The organism is Rhizobium mulingense (assembly GCF_029194105.1).
GTDB lineage: Bacteria > Pseudomonadota > Alphaproteobacteria > Rhizobiales > Rhizobiaceae > Rhizobium > Rhizobium mulingense.
This window is the reverse complement of sequence record NZ_JARFVE010000005.1, coordinates 226,637-246,233: the sequence shown is the minus strand read 5'-3', so window position 1 is coordinate 246,233 and position 19,597 is coordinate 226,637. Positions and strand designations below refer to the sequence as shown.

Here is a 19,597-nt window from a genome sequence, read left to right as displayed (position 1 = left end):
CGATCTTCGACGAATCGGAGCCCGTTCATGTAGCAGTCATGATAAGCAGTGCAAAAGGCTGAGCAAAACCAGCCATAACTTTGTTTGGATCCAGAACCGAACCCATGTCTATTGCCATTCTTTCTCCGAGCCTTCCTCGCGAACCCGAGATGAAGCAGATCGATCACAATGATTCGATCCGCTCGACCTATCTTTCCATCGAGGACATCAAGGCGATGGGCGATGCAGTCGCCCGTAACGGCGTCGACAAGCTGCCGGCTTTCGCCCCTTTCGATTTCTTCGCACGCCACAAGGAAAATCAGAAGGAAATCCTGCGCGTCTATCGCACGACGGCGACGGATGTCGAGGCCGGCGAGACGATCACGCCGGCGGCGGAATGGCTGCTCGACAACCATTATATCGTCGAAGAGGCAATTCAGGAGGTGCGGCGTGACTTCCCCCGCCGCTTCTACCGCGAATTGCCGACCATGTCTGTCGGCGGAGTCGAGATTCCGCGCACTCTGGTGCTTGCCTGGCTCTACGTCGCTCATACCCACAGCACGATCTCGCAGGAAAGTCTGACGGCGCTGGTCGACGGCTTCCAGGCCAGCGAGACGCTGAGGATCGGTGAACTCTGGGCGCTGCCTTCGCTGGTCCGCTACGTGCTCGTCGAAAACCTTCGCCGTATTTCGAGCCGTGTCGAAGCCAGCCGCCGGCTGCGCCGCCGCGCCAACGAGGCCGCCGACGAGCTGGTGCGCCTGACCGATCCGGCCAGGGCGGCCGCCTATCTGAAGACGCTGGAACCGCTGGCCGAGGACAACACCTTCTCGACGCAGTTCCTCTATCGCCTGCGTGACGGCTCGCAGACCTCGAGCCTGGCGATCACCTGGCTCGACGAGCGGCTGGAAGAGCTTGGCCGCAACACCGAAGAAGCGACGACGGCCGAACACAGCCGTCTCTCCTCCGGCAACGTGACGATGGGCAACATCATCCGCAGCCTGCGCGAGATCGACGACACCGAATGGTCGGTCTGGGTCGAGCAGGTCAGCCATGTCGACAAGCTGCTCTGGGAACATTCGGATTACGGCATCCTCGATTCTGGCTCGCGCAACAAATACCGCAAGCAGATTGAGAAGCTCGCCAAACGTTCGCCGTTGACCGAGATGGAAATCGCCCAGCTGGCGCTCGATATGACGAATGCCGCCAAGGCCTCGGGCGAGGCGCAGCCGCATGAACCGAATGTCGGCGGCTTCCTGTCCGGCACGCAGCGGCCGAAGCTCGAGGCGCGGGCGAATTACCGCCCGACGATTACCCAGCATTTCGTGCGCGCCGTGCGCCAGTTCAACTGGCTGGCAATTGCCGTTCCCGTCATGCTGCTGACTGTTATTGCCATGGCTGTTGTCGGCAAGTTCATGGCGAATGCCGGCATGGGTCCGATCGAAATCGCCGTGCTGCTGATCATGTTCTCGCTGCCGGCATCGGAGGGGGCGACGGGTCTCTTCAACACGCTGCTTTCCTTCTTCGTGACGCCGGCGCGTCTCGTCGGCTACGAGTTCAAGGAGGGCATTCCGGAGGATGCGCGCACGCTGCTCGTCGTGCCCTGCCTGATCTCGAACCGCGACAGCGTCGACGACCACGTGCGCAATCTTGAGGTCCACTATCTCGCCAATCCGCGCGGCGAGATCTATTTCGCGCTGCTCAGCGACTGGCCGGACAGCGATGTCGAGGAGACGCCCGCCGATCTCGAGGTTCTCGACTATGCAAGGCGCGAGATCGCCAATCTCTCCGCCCGCTATGCCTATGACGGCAAGACGCGTTTCTACCTGTTGCATCGCCGCCGTCTCTACAACGCCTCGGAAGGCGTCTGGATGGGCTGGGAGCGCAAGCGCGGCAAGCTGCACGAGCTGAACATGCTGCTGCGCGGCGACCGCGACACGACCTATCTGCCGGGCGCCAATGCCGTGCCGGCCAATGTGCAATATGTCATGACGCTTGATGCCGACACGCGCCTGATGCGCGACGCCGTCACCAAGCTCGTCGGCAAGCTCTATCATCCGATCAACCGCCCGGTCATCAATCCGAAAACCGGCCGTGTCGAAAGCGGCTACGGCGTGCTGCAGCCGCGTGTCACGCCGTCGTTGACGACGGGCAAGGACGCCTCGGTCTTCCAGCGCGTCTTTTCGATCAACCGCGGCCTAGATCCTTATGTCTTCACGGTTTCCGACGTCTATCAGGATCTCGCCGGCGAGGGCACCTTCACCGGTAAGGGCCTCTACCATGTCGATGCCTTCGAAGCCTCGCTGAGGGGCCGGATCGACGAGAATTCCGTCCTCAGCCACGATCTTCTCGAAGGTTCGATGGCGCGCTGCGCCCTCGTCACCGATCTCGAGCTGGTCGAGGATTTCCCGATCCGCTACGAGGTGGAGACCTCGCGCCAGCATCGCTGGGCGCGCGGCGACTGGCAGCTCCTGCCTTATATGTTCAATCCGAAATACGGCGTCACGGCCCTCGGCCGCTGGAAGATGTTCGACAATCTGCGCCGTTCGCTGACGCCGATCGCCTGGTTCTTCGCCTCCGTGCTCGGCTGGTATTTCATGGGCCCGCTCGGCGCGCTCGTCTGGCAGATTCTGCTGATCTTCTGCCTCTTCGTGGCGCCGACGCTGTCGCTCATCAACGGCATCATCCCGCGCACCAGCGATATCATCGCCCGCGCCCATCTCTATACGGTCTGGTCGGATATCACGGCCGCCAATGCGCAGGTCGCATTGCGGATCGTCTTCATTGCCGATTCGGCCGCCATGATGGCGGATGCGATCGGCCGTTCGCTCTACCGCCTGTTCGTCAGCCGTAAGCTGATGCTGCAGTGGCGGACCGCCGCCAGCGTTCAGGCCGGCGGGCAAGGCACCCTCGCCTCTTATTACAAGCGGATGTGGCATGCGCCTGTGCTGGCGCTGCTGGCGCTTGGTATCGCAGCCCTTCCCGGCGACAACGCCTTCCTGGTCGGCATCCCCTTCGCGCTGCTGTGGATCCTCTCGCCTGTCGTCGCCTGGTATGTCAGCCAGTCGGCCGAGACCGAGGACCGGCTCGAAGTCGCCGACTCCGTGTCGAGCGAGTTGCGCAAGATCGCCCGGCGCACCTGGCGCTATTTCGAGACCTTCACCACGGCCGAGCAGAATTATCTGCCGCCGGACAATATCCAGGAAACGCCGCATGTCATCGTCGCGGCCCGCACGTCGCCGACCAATATCGGCGTCTATCTGCTTTCCGTCGTGTCCGGCCGGCATTTCGGCTGGTTCTCCTTCGAGGAGACGCTCGAGCGGTTGGAGCAGACGATTGCCACGATCGACAAAATGGAGAAATTCCGCGGCCATCTGTACAACTGGTATCACAGCGATACGCTGCAGACGCTGGGGCCGCGTTACGTCTCGGCGGTCGACAGCGGCAATCTCGCCGGCCACCTGATCGCCGTTTCTTCGGCCTGCCGCAACTGGGCCGAGGCGCCGTCGGCCCATATGCAGGGCAATCTCGATGGTGTCGGCGATACGGCAGGCATTTTGGGCGAGGTGCTGGCGGATCTGCCGGATGACCGCAAGACCGTGCGCCCGCTGCGCCGGCGCCTGGAAGAGCGCATTGTCGGCTTCCAGAACGCGCTTGCCGCCGTCAAGCGCGAGCACGAATTCGCCTCAATCCGCATCATCAACCTCGCCGTTCTCGCCCGCGACATCGAAAAACTCGCGGCCAATCTCGACCACGAGGTCAAGTCGAAGCAGAGCGAAGAGGTCACCCAATGGGCGGCATCTCTCGTCAAGGTCTGCGAGGCGCATATCTCCGACAGTACCTTCGACCTTTCCAAGGTCGACGCGCTCCGGCCGCGGCTGGTGGCGCTGCGCGATAAGGCCCGCGATCTCGCGTTCTCGATGGATTTCGGCTTCCTGTTCCGGCCGGAACGGCGCCTGCTGTCGATCGGCTACCGTGTCGAAAGCGGCGAACTCGACCAGGCCTGCTACGATCTGCTGGCTTCCGAATGCCGCCTGACCAGCCTGTTCGGCATCGCCAAGGGCGACCTGCCGACGGAGCACTGGTATCGCCTCGGACGCCAGGTGGTGCCGGTGGGATCGCGCGGCGCGCTGGTCTCCTGGTCCGGCTCGATGTTCGAATATCTGATGCCACCGCTCGTCATGCAGGAGCGCGGCGGCGGCATCCTCAACCAGACCAATAATCTGGTTGTGGTCGAGCAGATAAACTACGCCCGCAAGCTCGGTATTCCGTGGGGCATTTCGGAAGCGGCCTTCAACGCCCGCGACCATAACCTCAATTATCAATACACGAATTTCGGCGTGCCGACGCTCGGTCTGAAGCGTGGCCTCGGCCACAATGCCGTCATCGCGCCCTATGCTTCGCTGCTCGCCAGCCAGTACGACCCGCAGGGCGCACTCGAAAATCTGCAGCGGCTGCGCAAGGTCGGTGCGCTCGGCAAGTTCGGCTTCCACGACGCGGTCGACTTCACGCCGACGCGCGTGCCGGAAGGCAAGAAATGCGCGGTGGTCTACAATTATTATGCCCACCATCACGGCATGTCGATTGCCGCCGTCGCCAACGTCGCCTTCAACGGCCATCTGCGCGAGCTCTTCCATTCCGACCCGGTCATCGAGGCGGCGGAGCTTCTACTGCAGGAAAAGGCGCCGCGCGACATTCCGGTCATGAGCGGCAAGCATGAATCGGACACGCCGGCCAGCATCCAGGACGATCTGCTGCGGCCGGAGATCAGGAAGATCAACGATCCGGCGTCGCGCGACCGCGAACTCGTATTCCTGTCGAACGGCCATTACTCGCTGATGCTGACGGCGACGGGCGCCGGCTATTCCCGCTGGAATGGTCTTTCCGTGTCCCGCTGGAAGGCCGATCCGACCGAAGACCGCTGGGGCACCTTCATCTTCCTGCGCGATACCGCCACCAACGAATGGTGGTCGGCGACAGCAGAGCCGAAGGGGGTCGAGGGCGAAAAGATCAAGGTCGAGTTCGCCGACGAAAAAGCGCAGTTCACCAAGACGATTGGTGACCTGACGAGTGAGGTGGAGTGCATCATCGCGACAGAGCATGATGCCGAGGCTCGCCGTGTCACCCTGCTCAACATGGGCACGGAAGATCGTTTCATCGAAGTCACATCCTATCTCGAACCGGTCATCACCTCGGATGATACCGACAATGCGCATCCGGCCTTCGCCCGCATGTTCATCAAGACCGAGATCGGCAAGCGCGGCGACGTCATCCGCGCCGAACGCAACAAACGCGATCCGAATGAGCCGAACATCAGCATCGCCCATCTGATCGTCGACAATGCCGGCGACACCCGTCATACGGAATTCGAGACTGACCGGCGCAAGTTTATCGGCCGTGGCCGCAGCCTCGCCGATGCGGCGGCCTTCGATCCGGGTGCCACGCTTTCCGGCAGCGACGGCTTCACGCTCGACCCCGTCATGTCGCTGCGCCGCACTGTGCGTGTGCCGGCCGGCAAAAAGGTCAGCGTGTTCTTCTGGACGATCGCCGCTCCAAACCGCGACGAGGTCGACAAGGCCGTCAATCGCTACCGGCATCCCGACGCCTTCAACCATGAGCTCGTCCAGGCCTGGACGCGCACGCAGGTGCAGATGCGCCACGTCGGCGTCACCTCGCAGCAGGCGGCAGCCTTCCAGCATCTCGGACGCTACCTCGTCTATCCCGACATGCAGCTGCGCAAGGATGAAGCGACCGTCGAGGCCGGCCTGCAGTCGCAATCGGCGCTGTGGCCTTTGGCGATCTCCGGCGATTTTCCGATTTTCACGTTGCGCGTCAACGACGACATGGATCTCGACATTGCCCGCGAGGCCCTGCTGGCGCAGGAATATCTGCGCTCGCGCGGCGTCACCGCCGATCTCATCATCATGAACGAACGCGCCTCTTCCTACGCACAGGACATGCAGCACGCGCTCGACGCCATGTGCGAGAACGTGCGCCGCATCGGCCAGGCCGACGGATTGCGTCAGCATATCTTCGCGGTTCGAAAGGATCTGATGGAGGAGAGCACCTATCGTGCGGTGATCGCGGCTTCCCGCGTCACCCTGCATGCGAAGAACGGCAAGGTGGTCGACCAGATCAACCGCGCCGTCGCCCTGTTTGCACCGTCGAAGGATGAACTGCAGGAGATGGAGCGCGCTGAGCGCAACAAGGCTTCGGTCAAGCGTGTCGCGCCGGTGCCGCCGCCTGTCGTGCCGGCCGTCGTCATCGAGGAGGAAGGCGATCTCGACTTCTGGAACGGCATCGGCGGGTTTGCCCGAGACGGCCGCGAATATGTCGTTCGCTTGCCCGGCGGTCATGCAACGCCGCAGCCCTGGATCAACGTCATTTCCAATGACAGGTTCGGCTTTCACGTGTCGGCCGAAGGCGCAGGCTTCACCTGGAGCGTCAATTCGCGCGACTACCAGCTGACCTCCTGGTCGAACGATGCCGTGGTCAACCGTTCGGGCGAGGCCTTCTATCTCGCCGACCTTGACAGCGGTGCGGTCATGACGCCGTTCGCGGCGCTGTCGCGCCGGCCGGACATTCGTTTCGGAGCCCGCCATGGGCTCGGCTATTCGGTCTTTTCAAGCGTCCAGCACGAGATCGCACTGGAGCTGACGCAGACGATCGCTCGCGACAAGCCGGTCAAGCTGCAGCGTCTGCGCCTGCGCAATACCGGCTCGACCGGCCGCAAACTACGGCTCTACGGTTATGTCGAATGGGTCCTCGGCAACAATCCGGCACGCACGGCACCCTTCATCCTGTCGAGCCATGATGAGGAGACGGGAGCGCTGTTCGCCACCAATCCCTACAGCATCGATTTTTCCAACCGAACCGCCTTCTTCGCGGCGAGCGAGACGCCTTCGAGCGTCTGCGCAAGCCGGCGCGAGTTCATCGGCAAGGCGGGAACGATCCAGGCGCCGCAGGCCGTTACGTCAGCGGCTGCTCTTTCGGGTGCGACCGAACTCGACGGCGATCCGGCCGCGGCTCTGGCTATCGACATCGAGCTTAACGCCGGCGAGGAGCGCGACTTCACCTTCTTCCTCGGCGATATGCCGACGGAAGAAGAAGCGCGCGACGTCATCGCCGATATCCGCAAGGCTTCGTTCGATGACGCCGTCGAGGCAAACCGCAGCTTCTGGCGGGATTTCACCGGCAGGCTGCAGATCTCGACGCCGGATCGCGGGATGAACAATCTCGTCAACACCTGGCTGCCCTATCAGAGCCTCGGCTGCCGGATCATGGCCCGCACCGCCTTCTACCAGGCAAGCGGCGCCTTTGGCTTCCGAGATCAGCTGCAGGACACGCTGGCCTTCCTGCTGCACGATCCCTCGATCGCCCGCCGGCAGATCCTGAACGCCGCCTCGCGCCAATTCCGCGAGGGCGACGTCCAGCATTGGTGGCTGCCGGGAACGGGTGCCGGCGTCCGCACGATGATCTCGGACGACGTCGTCTGGCTGAGCTATGCGATCTACCACTATTGCAGCGTCACCGGTGACAAGAGCGTGCTCGACGAGGAAATTGCCTTCCTGGAAGGCCCGGCGCTTCTCGAGGGACAGCATGACTCGTTCTACAAGCCGGAGATTTCCGAGGATAAGGCGAGCGTCTACGAACATGCGGCGCTGGCACTCGATCTCGCCATCGCCCGCAAGGGGGCTAACGGCCTGCCGCTGTTCCTCGGCGGCGACTGGAACGACGGCATGAACCGCGTCGGCATCGCCGGCCGCGGCACCAGCGTCTGGCTCGGCTGGTTCCTGGCGGGTGCATTGCGCAACTTCATTCCCTATGCCGAAGAGCGCGGCGACACGGCGCGCGCAAAGCGCTGGACTGCACATCTCAAGGACTTGAAGAAGGCGCTCGAAACGGCGGCGTGGGACGGCGGCTATTATCGCCGGGGCACGTTCGACGATGGCGCGCTGCTCGGTTCCAAGGAAAGCCCGGAATGCCGGATCGATTCGATCGCGCAGTCCTGGAGCGTTCTGTCCGGCGAGGGCGACCCGGCCCGCGCTGTCAAGGCGATGGACGCCGTGCTCGATCAACTGGTCGACGAGGAAGCCCGCATCATCCGGCTGTTCACGCCGCCTTTCATCAATTCCGCCAGGGATCCCGGCTACATCAAGGCTTATCCGCCGGGCGTACGCGAAAACGGCGGCCAATATACCCATGCCGCGACCTGGGTGGTGATGGCGTTGGCGGAGCTCAAGCGGGGCGACGATGCCTTCCGCTGCTTCCAGATCCTCAACCCGATCACCCATGCGCTCGACAAGGCTTCGGCCGAGCAATACCGGGTCGAACCCTACGTCGTGGCCGCCGACGTCTATGGACATGAGCCTTATACGGCGCGCGGCGGCTGGACCTGGTACACCGGCTCGGCCGGCTGGCTCTACCGGGCTGCCGTCGAGGGCATTCTCGGTATCCGGCTGAAAGACGGCCGGCTTTATGTGCGTCCGTCGCTCCCGTCTGAATGGGACGGTTTTGCGGCAGAGGTGGAGCGGGGCGACGGCAAATACCGCATTTCGGTCTCAAAAGCGTCCAATGCCAGCGGCTACACTCTGTCGATCAACGGCAGCGAAATCGCCGATCCCGAAGAGGGATATCCGCTCGGATAAAAGCGTTTCTCCACGCAGACGTCACGGCGATTCGCGAACGGCCAAAAGGGAACCCTTTTGGCCGTCGTCGCGTTTGCAAAATCGGATAACAGGAGACACCCCATGGCAAGCACGCTGACCGAAGCCATCGGCGCCGAGCGCAGTTCCCTATCCGTAGCTGCGCCAGGGCGCGATACAAGGCTTGATGTGCTGCGTGGCCTCGCCCTGATCATGATCTTCATCAATCATGTTCCCGGGCAATTCTTCGAATATGCGACGACGAAGAATTTCGGCTTCTCCGATGCCGCCGAGGCCTTCGTGCTGATATCTGGCATTGCCGTCGGCCTTGCCTACGGATCCCGCTTTCAGCCGGGCAACCGGCTCAGAATGGCGATCAAGGCGGCAAAGCGGGCCTTCACGCTCTACCTCGCCCATATGATCACGACCTTCATGACGCTGGCGCTGTTCATCTGCGGCGCCTGGCTGTTCCACCGGCCCGGACTGCTTGTCGAAATCAATATTCTAGCGGTTCTGATGAACCTCAAGGAAGGTATCCCGGCGCTGCTCCTGCTCGGCCACCAGATCGGCTACAACAATATCCTGCCCATGTACGGGGCGTTGCTGCTGATGGTGCCCATCCTCCTTCTCCTGAACGAGCGAAGCCCGCTGCTGGCGCTTGCCGTCTCGGGCACGGTCTGGCTGCTCGCCGGCATTTATCAGGTGGCGCCGCACAACATGCTGATCGAGGGCTATTGGTTCCTCAATCCGCTGTCATGGCAGTTCCTGTTTTCGATCGGCATCGTCTCGATCCTGCATATCAAGCGCGGCGGCCGGATTCCGCGGCACCCGCTATTGCTTGGGGTCGCCGCCGCTTACGTCGTGCTGTCCTTCGTCTGGGTGACAGGTCATCTCTGGATTTTCGGCAACTCGCTGGCAGCGCTTGGCCTGCCGCCTGTTATCACCGGTTTCGACAAGACCTTCCTGTCACTGCCGCGGCTGCTGCATGTGCTGGCGCTGACCTATCTGATTATCAGCATCCCCGCATTCTCCCGCATCCTGCGGCGTCCCGCGGACCATCCGCTGACGATCCTCGGCCGCCATTCGCTCAACATCTTTGTCGCCGGCACGATCCTCGCCATGGTCGGCCAGGTGGTGCTCTATATTACCAACAAGGATCCGCTGGTCGGCCCGATCTTTGTCATCGCCGGCATTGCGACGCAATTCACCTATGCCTACTATCTCGAACACAAGCGTCAGCTGGGCAAGGTCAAGCGCAAGCTCGTCACCGAGGTTGCCGCCGTCCCGGTGCCCGTGCGGATCGGTGGAGCGGCAAACACCTATCGCCGCACCAATCGGCAATAGCAGCCAGCTTTGCCTGGATATAACTGAGCCGGCGGGCCATGCCCGCCGGCTCAGTTTTTGTGAACGAGGATGTTCACCAGCCTGCCCAGGGGATCGCGGACATAGAAGCGCCTGACGCCCCAGGGCTCGTCCACCGGGCCGTATTCGATCGGAAAACCGGCGGCCGACATCGCCGCGAAAGCAGCATCCAGATCGTCGACTTCGATCGAGAGGTCCGGCACCGGCGTGCCGGAGCCGCCTTGGCTGGCGACGCTCACCTGAACATTCATAGGCCTCGCGGCGCCGAAGGTGGTGATCCAGCCGTGATCCATGACGACGTCGAGACCCAGGATATCCTGATAGAATCGCCGCGCCGGCGTGGTGTAGGGTGCCGCAATATTGGCGACGATCCGCAGGACCTTCATGGTCTTTCCCTCCGATGCTTGGACAAGGTGGAAGGTAGGAAGATCGGCAGGGTGGTCAATCGGGATTTGGCTTGGAACGGCGGCGTGCGGCACCCCCTGCCGAACATCCCCCAAAAGTTGGGTGATCGGCAAAAGGTTGGCCCCGTAGTCCCTTTCCGCCGTCGTGCGAACACCGGTTCGTTGTTGGTTGGGGAAGCCGGTGCGCCCAGCCAATCTCCCCACTGTGGGGGAGATCCCCGGCAGGGCAGAGGGGTGTCTCATGTACACGGAGGAATTGGACTGGCCTAACCCGCCAAACAAAGGCCGGAAGGAACTATCCTTCCGGCCTTTGTTTTGAAACCCGACCGATTAGGCGGCTTCGGTGGCGTGGGCCTTGCGGACTTCGTCGTCCGTCAGGATACCGCTGGCGCGCAGCAGGGCGGCGAAGCGGCCGTTGCTGTGGCTGAGCTCGTCGAAGCTGCCCTGCTCGGCGACGCGGCCGTTGTCCAGGAAGAGCACCATATCAGCTTCGCGGACCGTCGACAGACGGTGGGCAATGATGAAGGTGGTCCGGTTCTCACGCAGATTGTCGATCGCCGCCTTGACGCGGGCTTCCGTCTCGACATCGAGCGCCGAGGTCGCCTCGTCGAGCACCAGGATCGGCGCGTCCTTGAGGATAGCGCGGGCAATCGCGATGCGCTGGCGCTCGCCGCCGGAGAGCTTGTTGCCGCGTTCGCCGACATGCGTATCGTAACGGTCCTCGCGGGTTTCGATGAAGTCGGCAGCGGCGGCGGCTTCGGCCGCACGGCGCATTTCCTCTTCGCTGGCACCCTCCCGGCCAAGGCGGATATTGTCGCTGATCGAACGGTTCAGCAGGCCGGCATCCTGGAAGACGGTGGCGATATGGCGACGCAGCGACTTGCGGGTCACCTTGGTGATATCGGTGCCGTCGACGAGGATCTGGCCACCCTGCGGGTCGTAAACGCGCTGCAGCAGGTTGACCAGCGTCGTCTTGCCGGCGCCGGTCGGGCCGACGATGGCAACTGTCTGGCCGGCCTTCACCGAGAAGGAAACATTGTGCAGACCCTGCGAGCTGTTGCCGAAGCCGAAGGAGACGTCGCGGAATTCGACCGCACCCTTGACGCTCTTGATCTCGCCGTTGCCGGCCGGCTCTTCGCGTTCACGCACCGAATCTTCGAGCGTGTAGAAATCCTGCAGCTTGGAACGAGCCTCGAAGATCTGCGTGGCGAATTGACGCATCAGGTCCAGGCGGGCAATCAGCAGGTTGGCAAAGCCGATGAAGGCAATGACGTCACCGACGCGCAGCTGGCCGGACTGAACGAGCATCGTGCCGATGATTAGGACAACCATCATCGCGATGGTTGAGGCCATCCGATTCAGCGCACTGGCGATCGCCCACCAGTCGAGCACCGGATACTGGGCTTCGAGCAGCCGGTCGGCGAAGGACTTCAACGCCTTGGTTTCGGCCTCGATGCGGTTGTAGCTATGCAGAACGGACACGTTGCTGATCGAGTCGCTGACATGCGAGAAAACAGTATGGTAGTGGTTCTCGACCGAAGCCTGGCCATCCTTGGTGCGGCTCATGACCACACGGCCGATCAGCCAGTAAGCAATGCCGAGCACGATGAGGACGGCCGACAGGCGCAGGTCCATCGATATTGCGGTCGGCACCAGCAGGGCAAGCGCGATGACCGTCGACAGATGGTTGCGCATGAATTCCAGCCAGAGGCCGAACAGCGTCTCGCAGGCGCGCAGCAGCGTATGCAGCGCGTTGGAGGTGCCGCGCTGGTGGTGCCAGGCGAGCGGCATGGATATGATCCGGCCGAAAGCCTCCGTCAGCAACGTGGCCCGCCGCCCATGGGCAAGCCGGTCGGCCTCGCGCGATACCAGGACGAAGGCAATGGTGTTGAACACGGCGAAGCCCGCCCACATGAACAGGATGGGCTTGACTTCACCCTTGCCCGAGATCGCATCGATGATGCGACCGAACAGGATCGGTTCCGCAATGGTGATGGTCGCCAGAACAATATTGGCGATAACGACCAGGGATACGCGGAGCTTGTAGGCGCCAAGATAGCGCAGAGCTCTTGCATAGACCTTGAATAGCGACACGTCTAACCTCTTGTGCATCTGCGAAAGCGGGAATGATGCGATGCTACGAAAGGCTACCTGAACCGGCGATTAACGGAGTATTCAAAGTCCATCTGAGGGTTAATCGACCTCCGTTCGCGACTTGCGGCTAATCCGGAGCGGCATCAACAGCATGGAGCAGTGGATCGGGTGACGAGCCCTCACATTTTTCTTTATCAGGGTCTGGCGCGGGAATTGCGGGCAGCTTATATGCCGAAACAATTTGCGCTTGCATTTTAATAAATGTTTTAGCACAGCAATAAATTAGAGACTGCAGTTTTTGAAGAAGACCGTTCCGCGACCAAGGTGTGAATGCCGCCAACGGCCTCGATGCGGACTTGGGGTCCGGACAGGGGCGTTTTTGTGACTATTAATTCGTTAATTCAATTGCTTGTCATTTTGGAAGAGTGCCCCGATCCGGATGCCGTCATCGCCGAGCTCGAGCAGGTCCTCCACCTTTCCGGCTTCGAGTATTACGGTCTGCTGCGCCATTTGCAAACTCCGGCGCAGCAGGAGCTGCGGGCCGCACCGCTCGCCGGCCGCTGGCCGGAACAATGGCTGCAGATATATGCCGCGAAAAAATATGTCCGGATCGATCCGATGGTGCGCTATCTCACCCATGCACAACGGCCGTTCCGCTGGCGGGAGAGTATGGCGGCGTTCAACGGCGATGCACATCGGCGCCGCATGGAGCAGATGATGGTCGATGCCTTCGGCCACGGATTGGAGGACGGCTATCTCTTTCCGATCCACGGGCGCAACGGCATTCTGGGAAGCCTCAGTCTCGGCGGCAGACCGATCGAATTGTCGCCGGTGGAGATCGCCTTGCTCGAGGCCGTGGCACGCAAGACCTTTTGGCGCTTGCTCGAGCTGACAGGCGAGGCCGAGGCGCTGGAGACGGTGCTGCCGTCTGAGACGCCGCTGACGCGGCGGGAGATGGAAATCCTGCACTATCTCGCCGAAGGCATGACGTCGATGGAGATCAGCAAGATGCTGAAGATCTCGAACCACACTGTCGATTGGTATATGAACGGCCTGCAGAACAAGCTGAAGGCGAAGAACAGGCAACAGGCGGTGGCGCTTGCCTTCCGCCATGGCCTGATAAGCTGAGCTTTTCCTTATCCATTTCGCCAAAATCTCCGCATACTGCCAGTCGACATGCCTTCGCATGGCGAGAAATTGCGTTTCGCAGTCGCAAGAGAAATTGAACTTCCTGTGACAAGAAGTTAAGAATTTTCTTCGCGGGTGCAGCATGCCCGCGTCTGAACGACGGAGGAGACCGTTTTGCCCATTTCCAAGATACTCGTTGCCAATCGCTCTGAAATAGCCATCCGCGTGTTCCGCGCGGCCAACGAGCTTGGAATAAAAACGGTGGCGATCTGGGCGGAAGAGGACAAGCTGGCGCTGCATCGCTTCAAGGCTGATGAGAGTTATCAGGTCGGGCGCGGCCCGCATCTTGCGCGCGATCTCGGCCCGATCGAAAGCTATCTGTCGATCGACGAGGTGATCCGGGTCGCCAAGCTTTCGGGCGCGGACGCCATTCATCCCGGCTACGGCCTCTTGTCGGAAAGCCCCGAATTCGTCGATGCCTGCAACAAGGCCGGCATCATCTTCATCGGCCCGAAGGCCGATACGATGCGCCAGCTCGGCAACAAGGTGGCGGCGCGCAATCTGGCGATCTCGGTCGGCGTGCCCGTCGTGCCGGCAACCGAACCGTTGCCGGACGATATGGCCGAAGTGGCGAAGATGGCCGAAGAGATCGGTTATCCCGTCATGCTGAAGGCTTCCTGGGGCGGCGGCGGACGCGGCATGCGCGCGATCCGCGATCCGAAGGATCTCGCCCGCGAGGTGACCGAGGCCAAGCGCGAGGCGATGGCCGCCTTCGGCAAGGACGAGGTCTATCTGGAAAAGCTGGTCGAGCGCGCCCGCCATGTCGAAAGCCAGATCCTCGGCGATACGCACGGCAATGTCGTGCATCTCTTCGAGCGCGACTGCTCGATCCAGCGCCGCAACCAGAAGGTCGTCGAGCGCGCGCCGGCCCCTTATCTTTCCGAGGCGCAGCGCCAGGAGCTCGCCGCCTATTCGCTGAAGATCGCGGCGGCGACCAACTATATCGGCGCCGGCACCGTCGAATATCTGATGGATGCCGATACCGGCAAATTCTACTTCATCGAGGTCAATCCGCGCATCCAGGTCGAGCATACGGTGACCGAAGTCGTCACCGGCATCGATATCGTCAAGGCGCAGATCCATATCCTTGACGGTGCTGCGATCGGCACGCCGGAATCGGGCGTTCCCGCTCAGGCCGACATCCGTCTCAACGGCCATGCGCTGCAGTGCCGCATCACCACCGAAGATCCGGAGCACAACTTCATTCCGGATTACGGCCGTATCACCGCCTATCGCTCCGCTTCCGGCTTCGGCATCCGCCTTGACGGCGGCACCTCCTATTCCGGCGCCATCATCACCCGATATTACGATCCGCTGCTCGTCAAGGTGACTGCCTGGGCGCCGAACCCGTCCGAAGCCATCAGCCGCATGGACCGGGCACTGCGCGAATTCCGCATCCGCGGGGTGGCCACCAACCTGACCTTCCTCGAAGCAATCATTAGTCACCCGAAATTCCGCGACAACAGCTATACCACCCGCTTCATCGACACGACGCCGGAGCTCTTCCAGCAGGTCAAGCGCCAGGACCGCGCGACGAAGCTCTTGACCTATCTCGCCGACGTCACTGTCAACGGCCATCCCGAGGCCAAGGACAGGCCGAAGCCGCTGCAAAACGCCGCCAAGCCCGTGGTGCCCTACGCCAACGGCAATGGCGTCAAGGACGGCACCAAGCAGCTACTCGACAGGCTCGGCCCGAAGAAGTTCGGTGAATGGATGCGCAACGAGAAGCGCGTGCTTCTGACCGATACAACGATGCGCGACGGCCACCAGTCGCTGCTCGCCACCCGCATGCGCACCTATGATATCGCCCGCATCGCCGGCACCTATGCGCATGCGCTGCCGAACCTCTTGTCGCTCGAATGCTGGGGCGGCGCGACCTTCGACGTCTCGATGCGCTTCCTCACCGAAGATCCGTGGGAGCGGCTGGCGCTGATCCGCGAGGGCGCGCCGAACCTGCTCTTGCAGATGCTGCTGCGCGGCGCCAATGGCGTCGGCTACACCAACTATCCCGACAATGTCGTCAAATATTTCGTCCGACAGGCGGCCAGGGGCGGCATCGATCTCTTCCGCGTCTTCGACTGCCTAAACTGGGTCGAGAATATGCGGGTGTCGATGGATGCGATCGCCGAGGAGAACAAGCTCTGCGAGGCGGCGATCTGCTATACCGGCGATATCCTGAATTCCGCCCGCCCGAAATATGACCTGAAATATTATACCGATCTTGCGGTCGAACTCGAAAAGGCCGGCGCTCATATCATCGCCGTCAAGGACATGGCCGGTCTGCTCAAGCCCGCGGCGGCCAAGGTTCTGTTCAAGGCGCTGCGCGAGGCGACTGGCCTGCCGATCCATTTCCACACGCATGACACCTCCGGCATTGCGGCGGCGACGGTGCTTGCCGCGGTCGAAGCCGGTGTCGATGCCGTCGATGCGGCAATGGATGCGCTTTCCGGCAACACCTCGCAGCCCTGTCTCGGCTCGATTGTCGAGGCGCTTTCCGGCTCCGAGCGCGATCCGGGCCTCGATCCGGAATGGATCCGCCGCATCTCCTTCTATTGGGAAGCGGTGCGCAACCAATATGCCGCCTTCGAAAGCGACCTCAAGGGGCCGGCCTCGGAAGTCTATCTGCACGAAATGCCGGGTGGCCAGTTTACCAACCTCAAGGAGCAGGCCCGCTCGCTGGGCCTGGAAACCCGCTGGCACCAAGTGGCGCAGGCCTATGCCGACGCCAACCAGATGTTCGGCGATATCGTCAAGGTGACGCCCTCCTCCAAGGTCGTCGGCGACATGGCGCTGATGATGGTCAGCCAGGACCTGACAGTCGCCGATGTCGTCAGCCCCGAGCGCGAAGTCTCCTTCCCGGAATCGGTGGTCTCGATGTTGAAGGGCGATCTCGGCCAGCCGCCGTCGGGATGGCCGGCAGCGCTGCAGAAGAAGGCGCTGAAGGGCGAAAAGCCCTATACGGTGCGTCCCGGCTCGCTGCTGAAGGAAGCCGATCTCAATGCCGAGCGCAAGGTCATCGAGACCAAGCTGGAGCGCCAGGTCAGCGATTTCGAGTTCGCCTCCTACCTGATGTATCCGAAGGTCTTCACCGACTTTGCGCTCGCATCGGATACCTATGGCCCGGTCTCGGTGCTGCCGACGCCCGCCTATTTCTACGGGCTGGCCGATGGCGACGAGCTGTTTGCCGATATCGAAAAGGGCAAGACGCTCGTCATCGTCAATCAGGCGATGAGCGCCACCGACAGCCAGGGCATGGTCACCGTCTTCTTCGAGCTCAACGGCCAGCCGCGCCGCATCAAGGTGCCGGACCGGGCCCATGGAGCAACGGGTGCTGCCGTGCGCCGCAAGGCCGAGCCCGGCAATGGTGCCCATGTCGGCGCGCCGATGCCCGGCGTCATCAGCCGCGTCTTCGCCTCGTCCGGCCAGGCCGTCAGCGCCGGTGACGTGCTCGTCTCCATCGAGGCTATGAAAATGGAAACGGCCATCCATGCGGAAAAGGATGGAACCATTGCCGAAATCCTCGTCAAGGCCGGCGACCAGATCGATGCCAAGGATCTGCTGGTTGTCTATGCCGGTTGAACCTTACCGAGCGGCTTGTTCAGTTGGCCGGCCGCTTCGGCCAATCACCTGATTGTGTGTGATCGGGCTGTCGGAAAGCTGATTTTTCGACGCGTTTACGGCCTCCTCGCCTTGCCCGGTGAGGAGGCTTTCTCATAGACTTGAGGTCGTATTATCCGTCCCAAGAACAACCAGGAAATCTTTTCCATGAACAAATTGAAGATTGCCGTCATCGTCGGCAGCACGCGTATTGGCCGTTTTGCCGAACATCCGGCCAAGTGGATCGCCGGGCTCGTCGGCCAGCGCTCCGATCTCGAATGTGAGGTTCTCGATCTTCTCGACTATCCCATGCATTTCTTCGGCGAAGAGCGCGCAACGACGGCGGAAAGCGAAGCCGCCGAACGCTGGAAGAAGAAGCTGCGCGAATTCGACGGGTTTATTTTCACCGTCGCCGAGTACAATCACGCGCCGACGGCAGTTCTGAAGAACGCCATCGATCTCGGCGAGTTCCTCCAGAAGCCGGTCGGCTTCGTCGGCTATGGCGGCGTCGGCGGTGCACGGGCCGTCGAGCAGCTTCGCCTGATCTTCGTCGAAATGAGCGCAGCGTCGGTCAAGACCGGTGTTCACATTGCCTTCAGCGAATATCTTGCCGTTCTCAAGGAGGGCAAGCAGCTTGGGGACTACGCGCATCTCAACGAAGCCGCCAAGAACATGCTCGACCAGCTGACCTGGTGGGGCAACGCCTTGAAGGCCGCGCGCACCGTCGTCACGGCCGCTTGATCGAAATGCCGGCGGTGCCGGGGCGAGAGCCCGGCACCGTTTTAAATATCGTAGGTATGCGCCGCGTTGATCGTCGAGATGAACCGCTTGGTGCGTTCGCGCTCCGGCGCGGTGAAGATCGCTCTGGCGCTGCCCGTTTCTACCACACTGCCAGCTTCCAGGAAGACGACGTCATTGGCGATCTTGGAGGCGAGGCGCAGATCATGGGTCGCCATCACCATGGTCGTGCCTTCCCGGGCCAGTTGGCCCAGCACATCGACCACTTCCGCCGAGAGTTCCGGATCGAGCGCCGAGGTCGGCTCGTCACACAGAAGCACGCGCGGCGACGGCGCCAGCGCCCGGGCGATCGCCACGCGCTGTTGCTGGCCGCCCGATAATGTCGAGGGCCAGGCATCGGCTTTGTGCGCCATACCCACCTTGGTTAAAAGTTCCGCGGCGCGTTCGCGGGCTTTCTCCTTCGGCCATTTCAGCACCGTGACCAGACCTTCCATGACATTTTCGATCGCGGTTTGATGCGGGAATAGCTGGAAGTTCTGGAAAACCATGCCGGTCTGACGGCGGATTTTCTGAATCGCCTGCCAGCCGACGCGTTTGCCGGGCGCGAAGGAAAGCTCTGCCTCGCCGAGGCGGATTGCACCTGATGTCGGGATTTCGAGCAGGTTGATAGAGCGCAGCAGCGTGCTTTTGCCGCCGCCTGAGGGTCCGACCAGCGCGGTGACGCTGCCCTCCGGGATGCGAATGCTGATATCCTTCAGGATGATGGCGTCGCCGAAGCGCTTTTCGATGTTGGAAAGCTCGATCATGCGTTTGCCTCCAGCATGCCGCCATAACGCGCGAAGCGGCGTTCCAGCCGCACCTGCAGCTGCGAGAGCACGGAGCTCAGGGCAAGATAGATCAGCGCCGCCTCGATATAGAGGATCAGCGGCTCATAGGTGGTGGCGACGATGCGCTGCGCGGCCTGGAAAAGCTCCGGCACGGTGATGGCGGCGGCAAGCGACGTGTCCTTCACCAGCGAGATGAAGGTATTCGACAACGGCGGTACGGCCACGCGGCCGGCCTGCGGCAGGATCGTGCGGCTCATCGCCTGACGCCAGCTCATGCCAATCGAATAGGCCGCTTCCCACTGGCCCTTGGGCACGGAGGAGATGACGGCGCGGATGATCTCGGAGCTGTAAGCGCCGATATTCAACGTAAAGCCGATGAGGGCGGCCGGAAAGGCATCGAGCAGGATGCCGATGCTCGGCAGGCCGTAGAAGATCACGAAGAGCTGCACGAGCAGCGGCGTGCCACGGATGACCCAGACATAGAAACGGGCGACGATCGCGACCGGTGTGGGACCGAAGAGGCGGGCGATCGCGGTGATCAGGCCGAGGATCAGGCCGAAGCTGAAGGACAGCAGCGTGAGGGGGATAGTGAAGATCAGCCCCGCCCAGAGGAGCGAAGGGAGCGATTCCGCCATCAATTGGAGCCAGTGCTGCAAGGGCGTTCCTTCTCGTCAGTTGGGTGGTGATATCTCGAATACCCCTCCCCAACCCCTCCCCACAAGGGGGAGGGGCTTGGATGCCGTTCCCGAAGCTTTCCACTTATTCG

The 19,597-nt window shown here is 62.0% G+C and carries 9 protein-coding genes; 5 read left to right on the top strand and 4 right to left on the bottom strand.

The genetic code is table 11. The features are described 5' to 3' along the window. Positions 1 to 104 precede the first annotated feature (104 nt). Positions 105 to 8,624, top strand: a complete 8,520-nt coding sequence (locus PYR71_RS13770) for a glycoside hydrolase family 94 protein (protein ID WP_275619758.1) — start codon at positions 105 to 107, stop codon at positions 8,622 to 8,624. 102 nt (positions 8,625 to 8,726) lie between these two features. Continuing rightward, a complete protein-coding gene (locus PYR71_RS13765; protein WP_275619757.1) occupies positions 8,727 to 9,965 on the top strand; it encodes an OpgC family protein in 1,239 nt (412 codons plus the stop codon). A gap of 50 nt (positions 9,966 to 10,015) precedes the next feature. Here PYR71_RS13765 and PYR71_RS13760 read toward each other — a convergent pair whose 3' ends face one another. Beyond that, the gene (locus PYR71_RS13760; RefSeq protein WP_275619756.1) at positions 10,016 to 10,369 is read right to left on the bottom strand and encodes a VOC family protein; all 354 of its coding nucleotides are present in this window, start codon (positions 10,367 to 10,369) and stop codon (positions 10,016 to 10,018) included. A gap of 348 nt (positions 10,370 to 10,717) precedes the next feature. Continuing rightward, entirely contained in the window at positions 10,718 to 12,481 is a 1,764-nt protein-coding gene (locus PYR71_RS13755) for a glucan ABC transporter ATP-binding protein/ permease (RefSeq protein WP_275619755.1), read from the bottom strand. A 381-nt stretch (positions 12,482 to 12,862) separates the two neighbouring features. Between PYR71_RS13755 and PYR71_RS13750 the strand changes: the two genes are divergently transcribed. The 3 genes from PYR71_RS13750 to PYR71_RS13740 all read left to right on the top strand — a co-directional run bounded on the left by PYR71_RS13750 (position 12,863) and on the right by PYR71_RS13740 (position 18,007). Then, positions 12,863 to 13,609: a helix-turn-helix transcriptional regulator gene (locus PYR71_RS13750; RefSeq protein ID WP_183917508.1), complete on the top strand. Its 747-nt coding sequence runs from the start codon at positions 12,863 to 12,865 to the stop codon at positions 13,607 to 13,609. A gap of 174 nt (positions 13,610 to 13,783) precedes the next feature. Continuing rightward, entirely contained in the window at positions 13,784 to 17,248 is a 3,465-nt protein-coding gene (pyc, locus tag PYR71_RS13745) for a pyruvate carboxylase (RefSeq protein ID WP_275619754.1), read from the top strand. A 186-nt stretch (positions 17,249 to 17,434) separates the two neighbouring features. Beyond that, on the top strand, positions 17,435 to 18,007 hold the full coding sequence (locus PYR71_RS13740) for an NADPH-dependent FMN reductase (RefSeq protein WP_183917512.1): 573 nt from the start codon (positions 17,435 to 17,437) through the stop codon (positions 18,005 to 18,007). A 41-nt stretch (positions 18,008 to 18,048) separates the two neighbouring features. Here PYR71_RS13740 and PYR71_RS13735 read toward each other — a convergent pair whose 3' ends face one another. Then, positions 18,049 to 18,810 carry an amino acid ABC transporter ATP-binding protein gene (locus PYR71_RS13735; RefSeq protein ID WP_183917513.1) on the bottom strand — a complete coding sequence of 254 codons (762 nt, stop codon included), beginning with the start codon at positions 18,808 to 18,810 and terminating at the stop codon, positions 18,049 to 18,051. Then, the gene (locus PYR71_RS13730) at positions 18,807 to 19,487 is read right to left on the bottom strand and encodes an amino acid ABC transporter permease (RefSeq protein ID WP_275619753.1); all 681 of its coding nucleotides are present in this window, start codon (positions 19,485 to 19,487) and stop codon (positions 18,807 to 18,809) included. Before PYR71_RS13730 ends, PYR71_RS13735 begins: the two co-directional genes overlap by 4 nt. Positions 19,488 to 19,597: the final 110 nt, after the last annotated feature.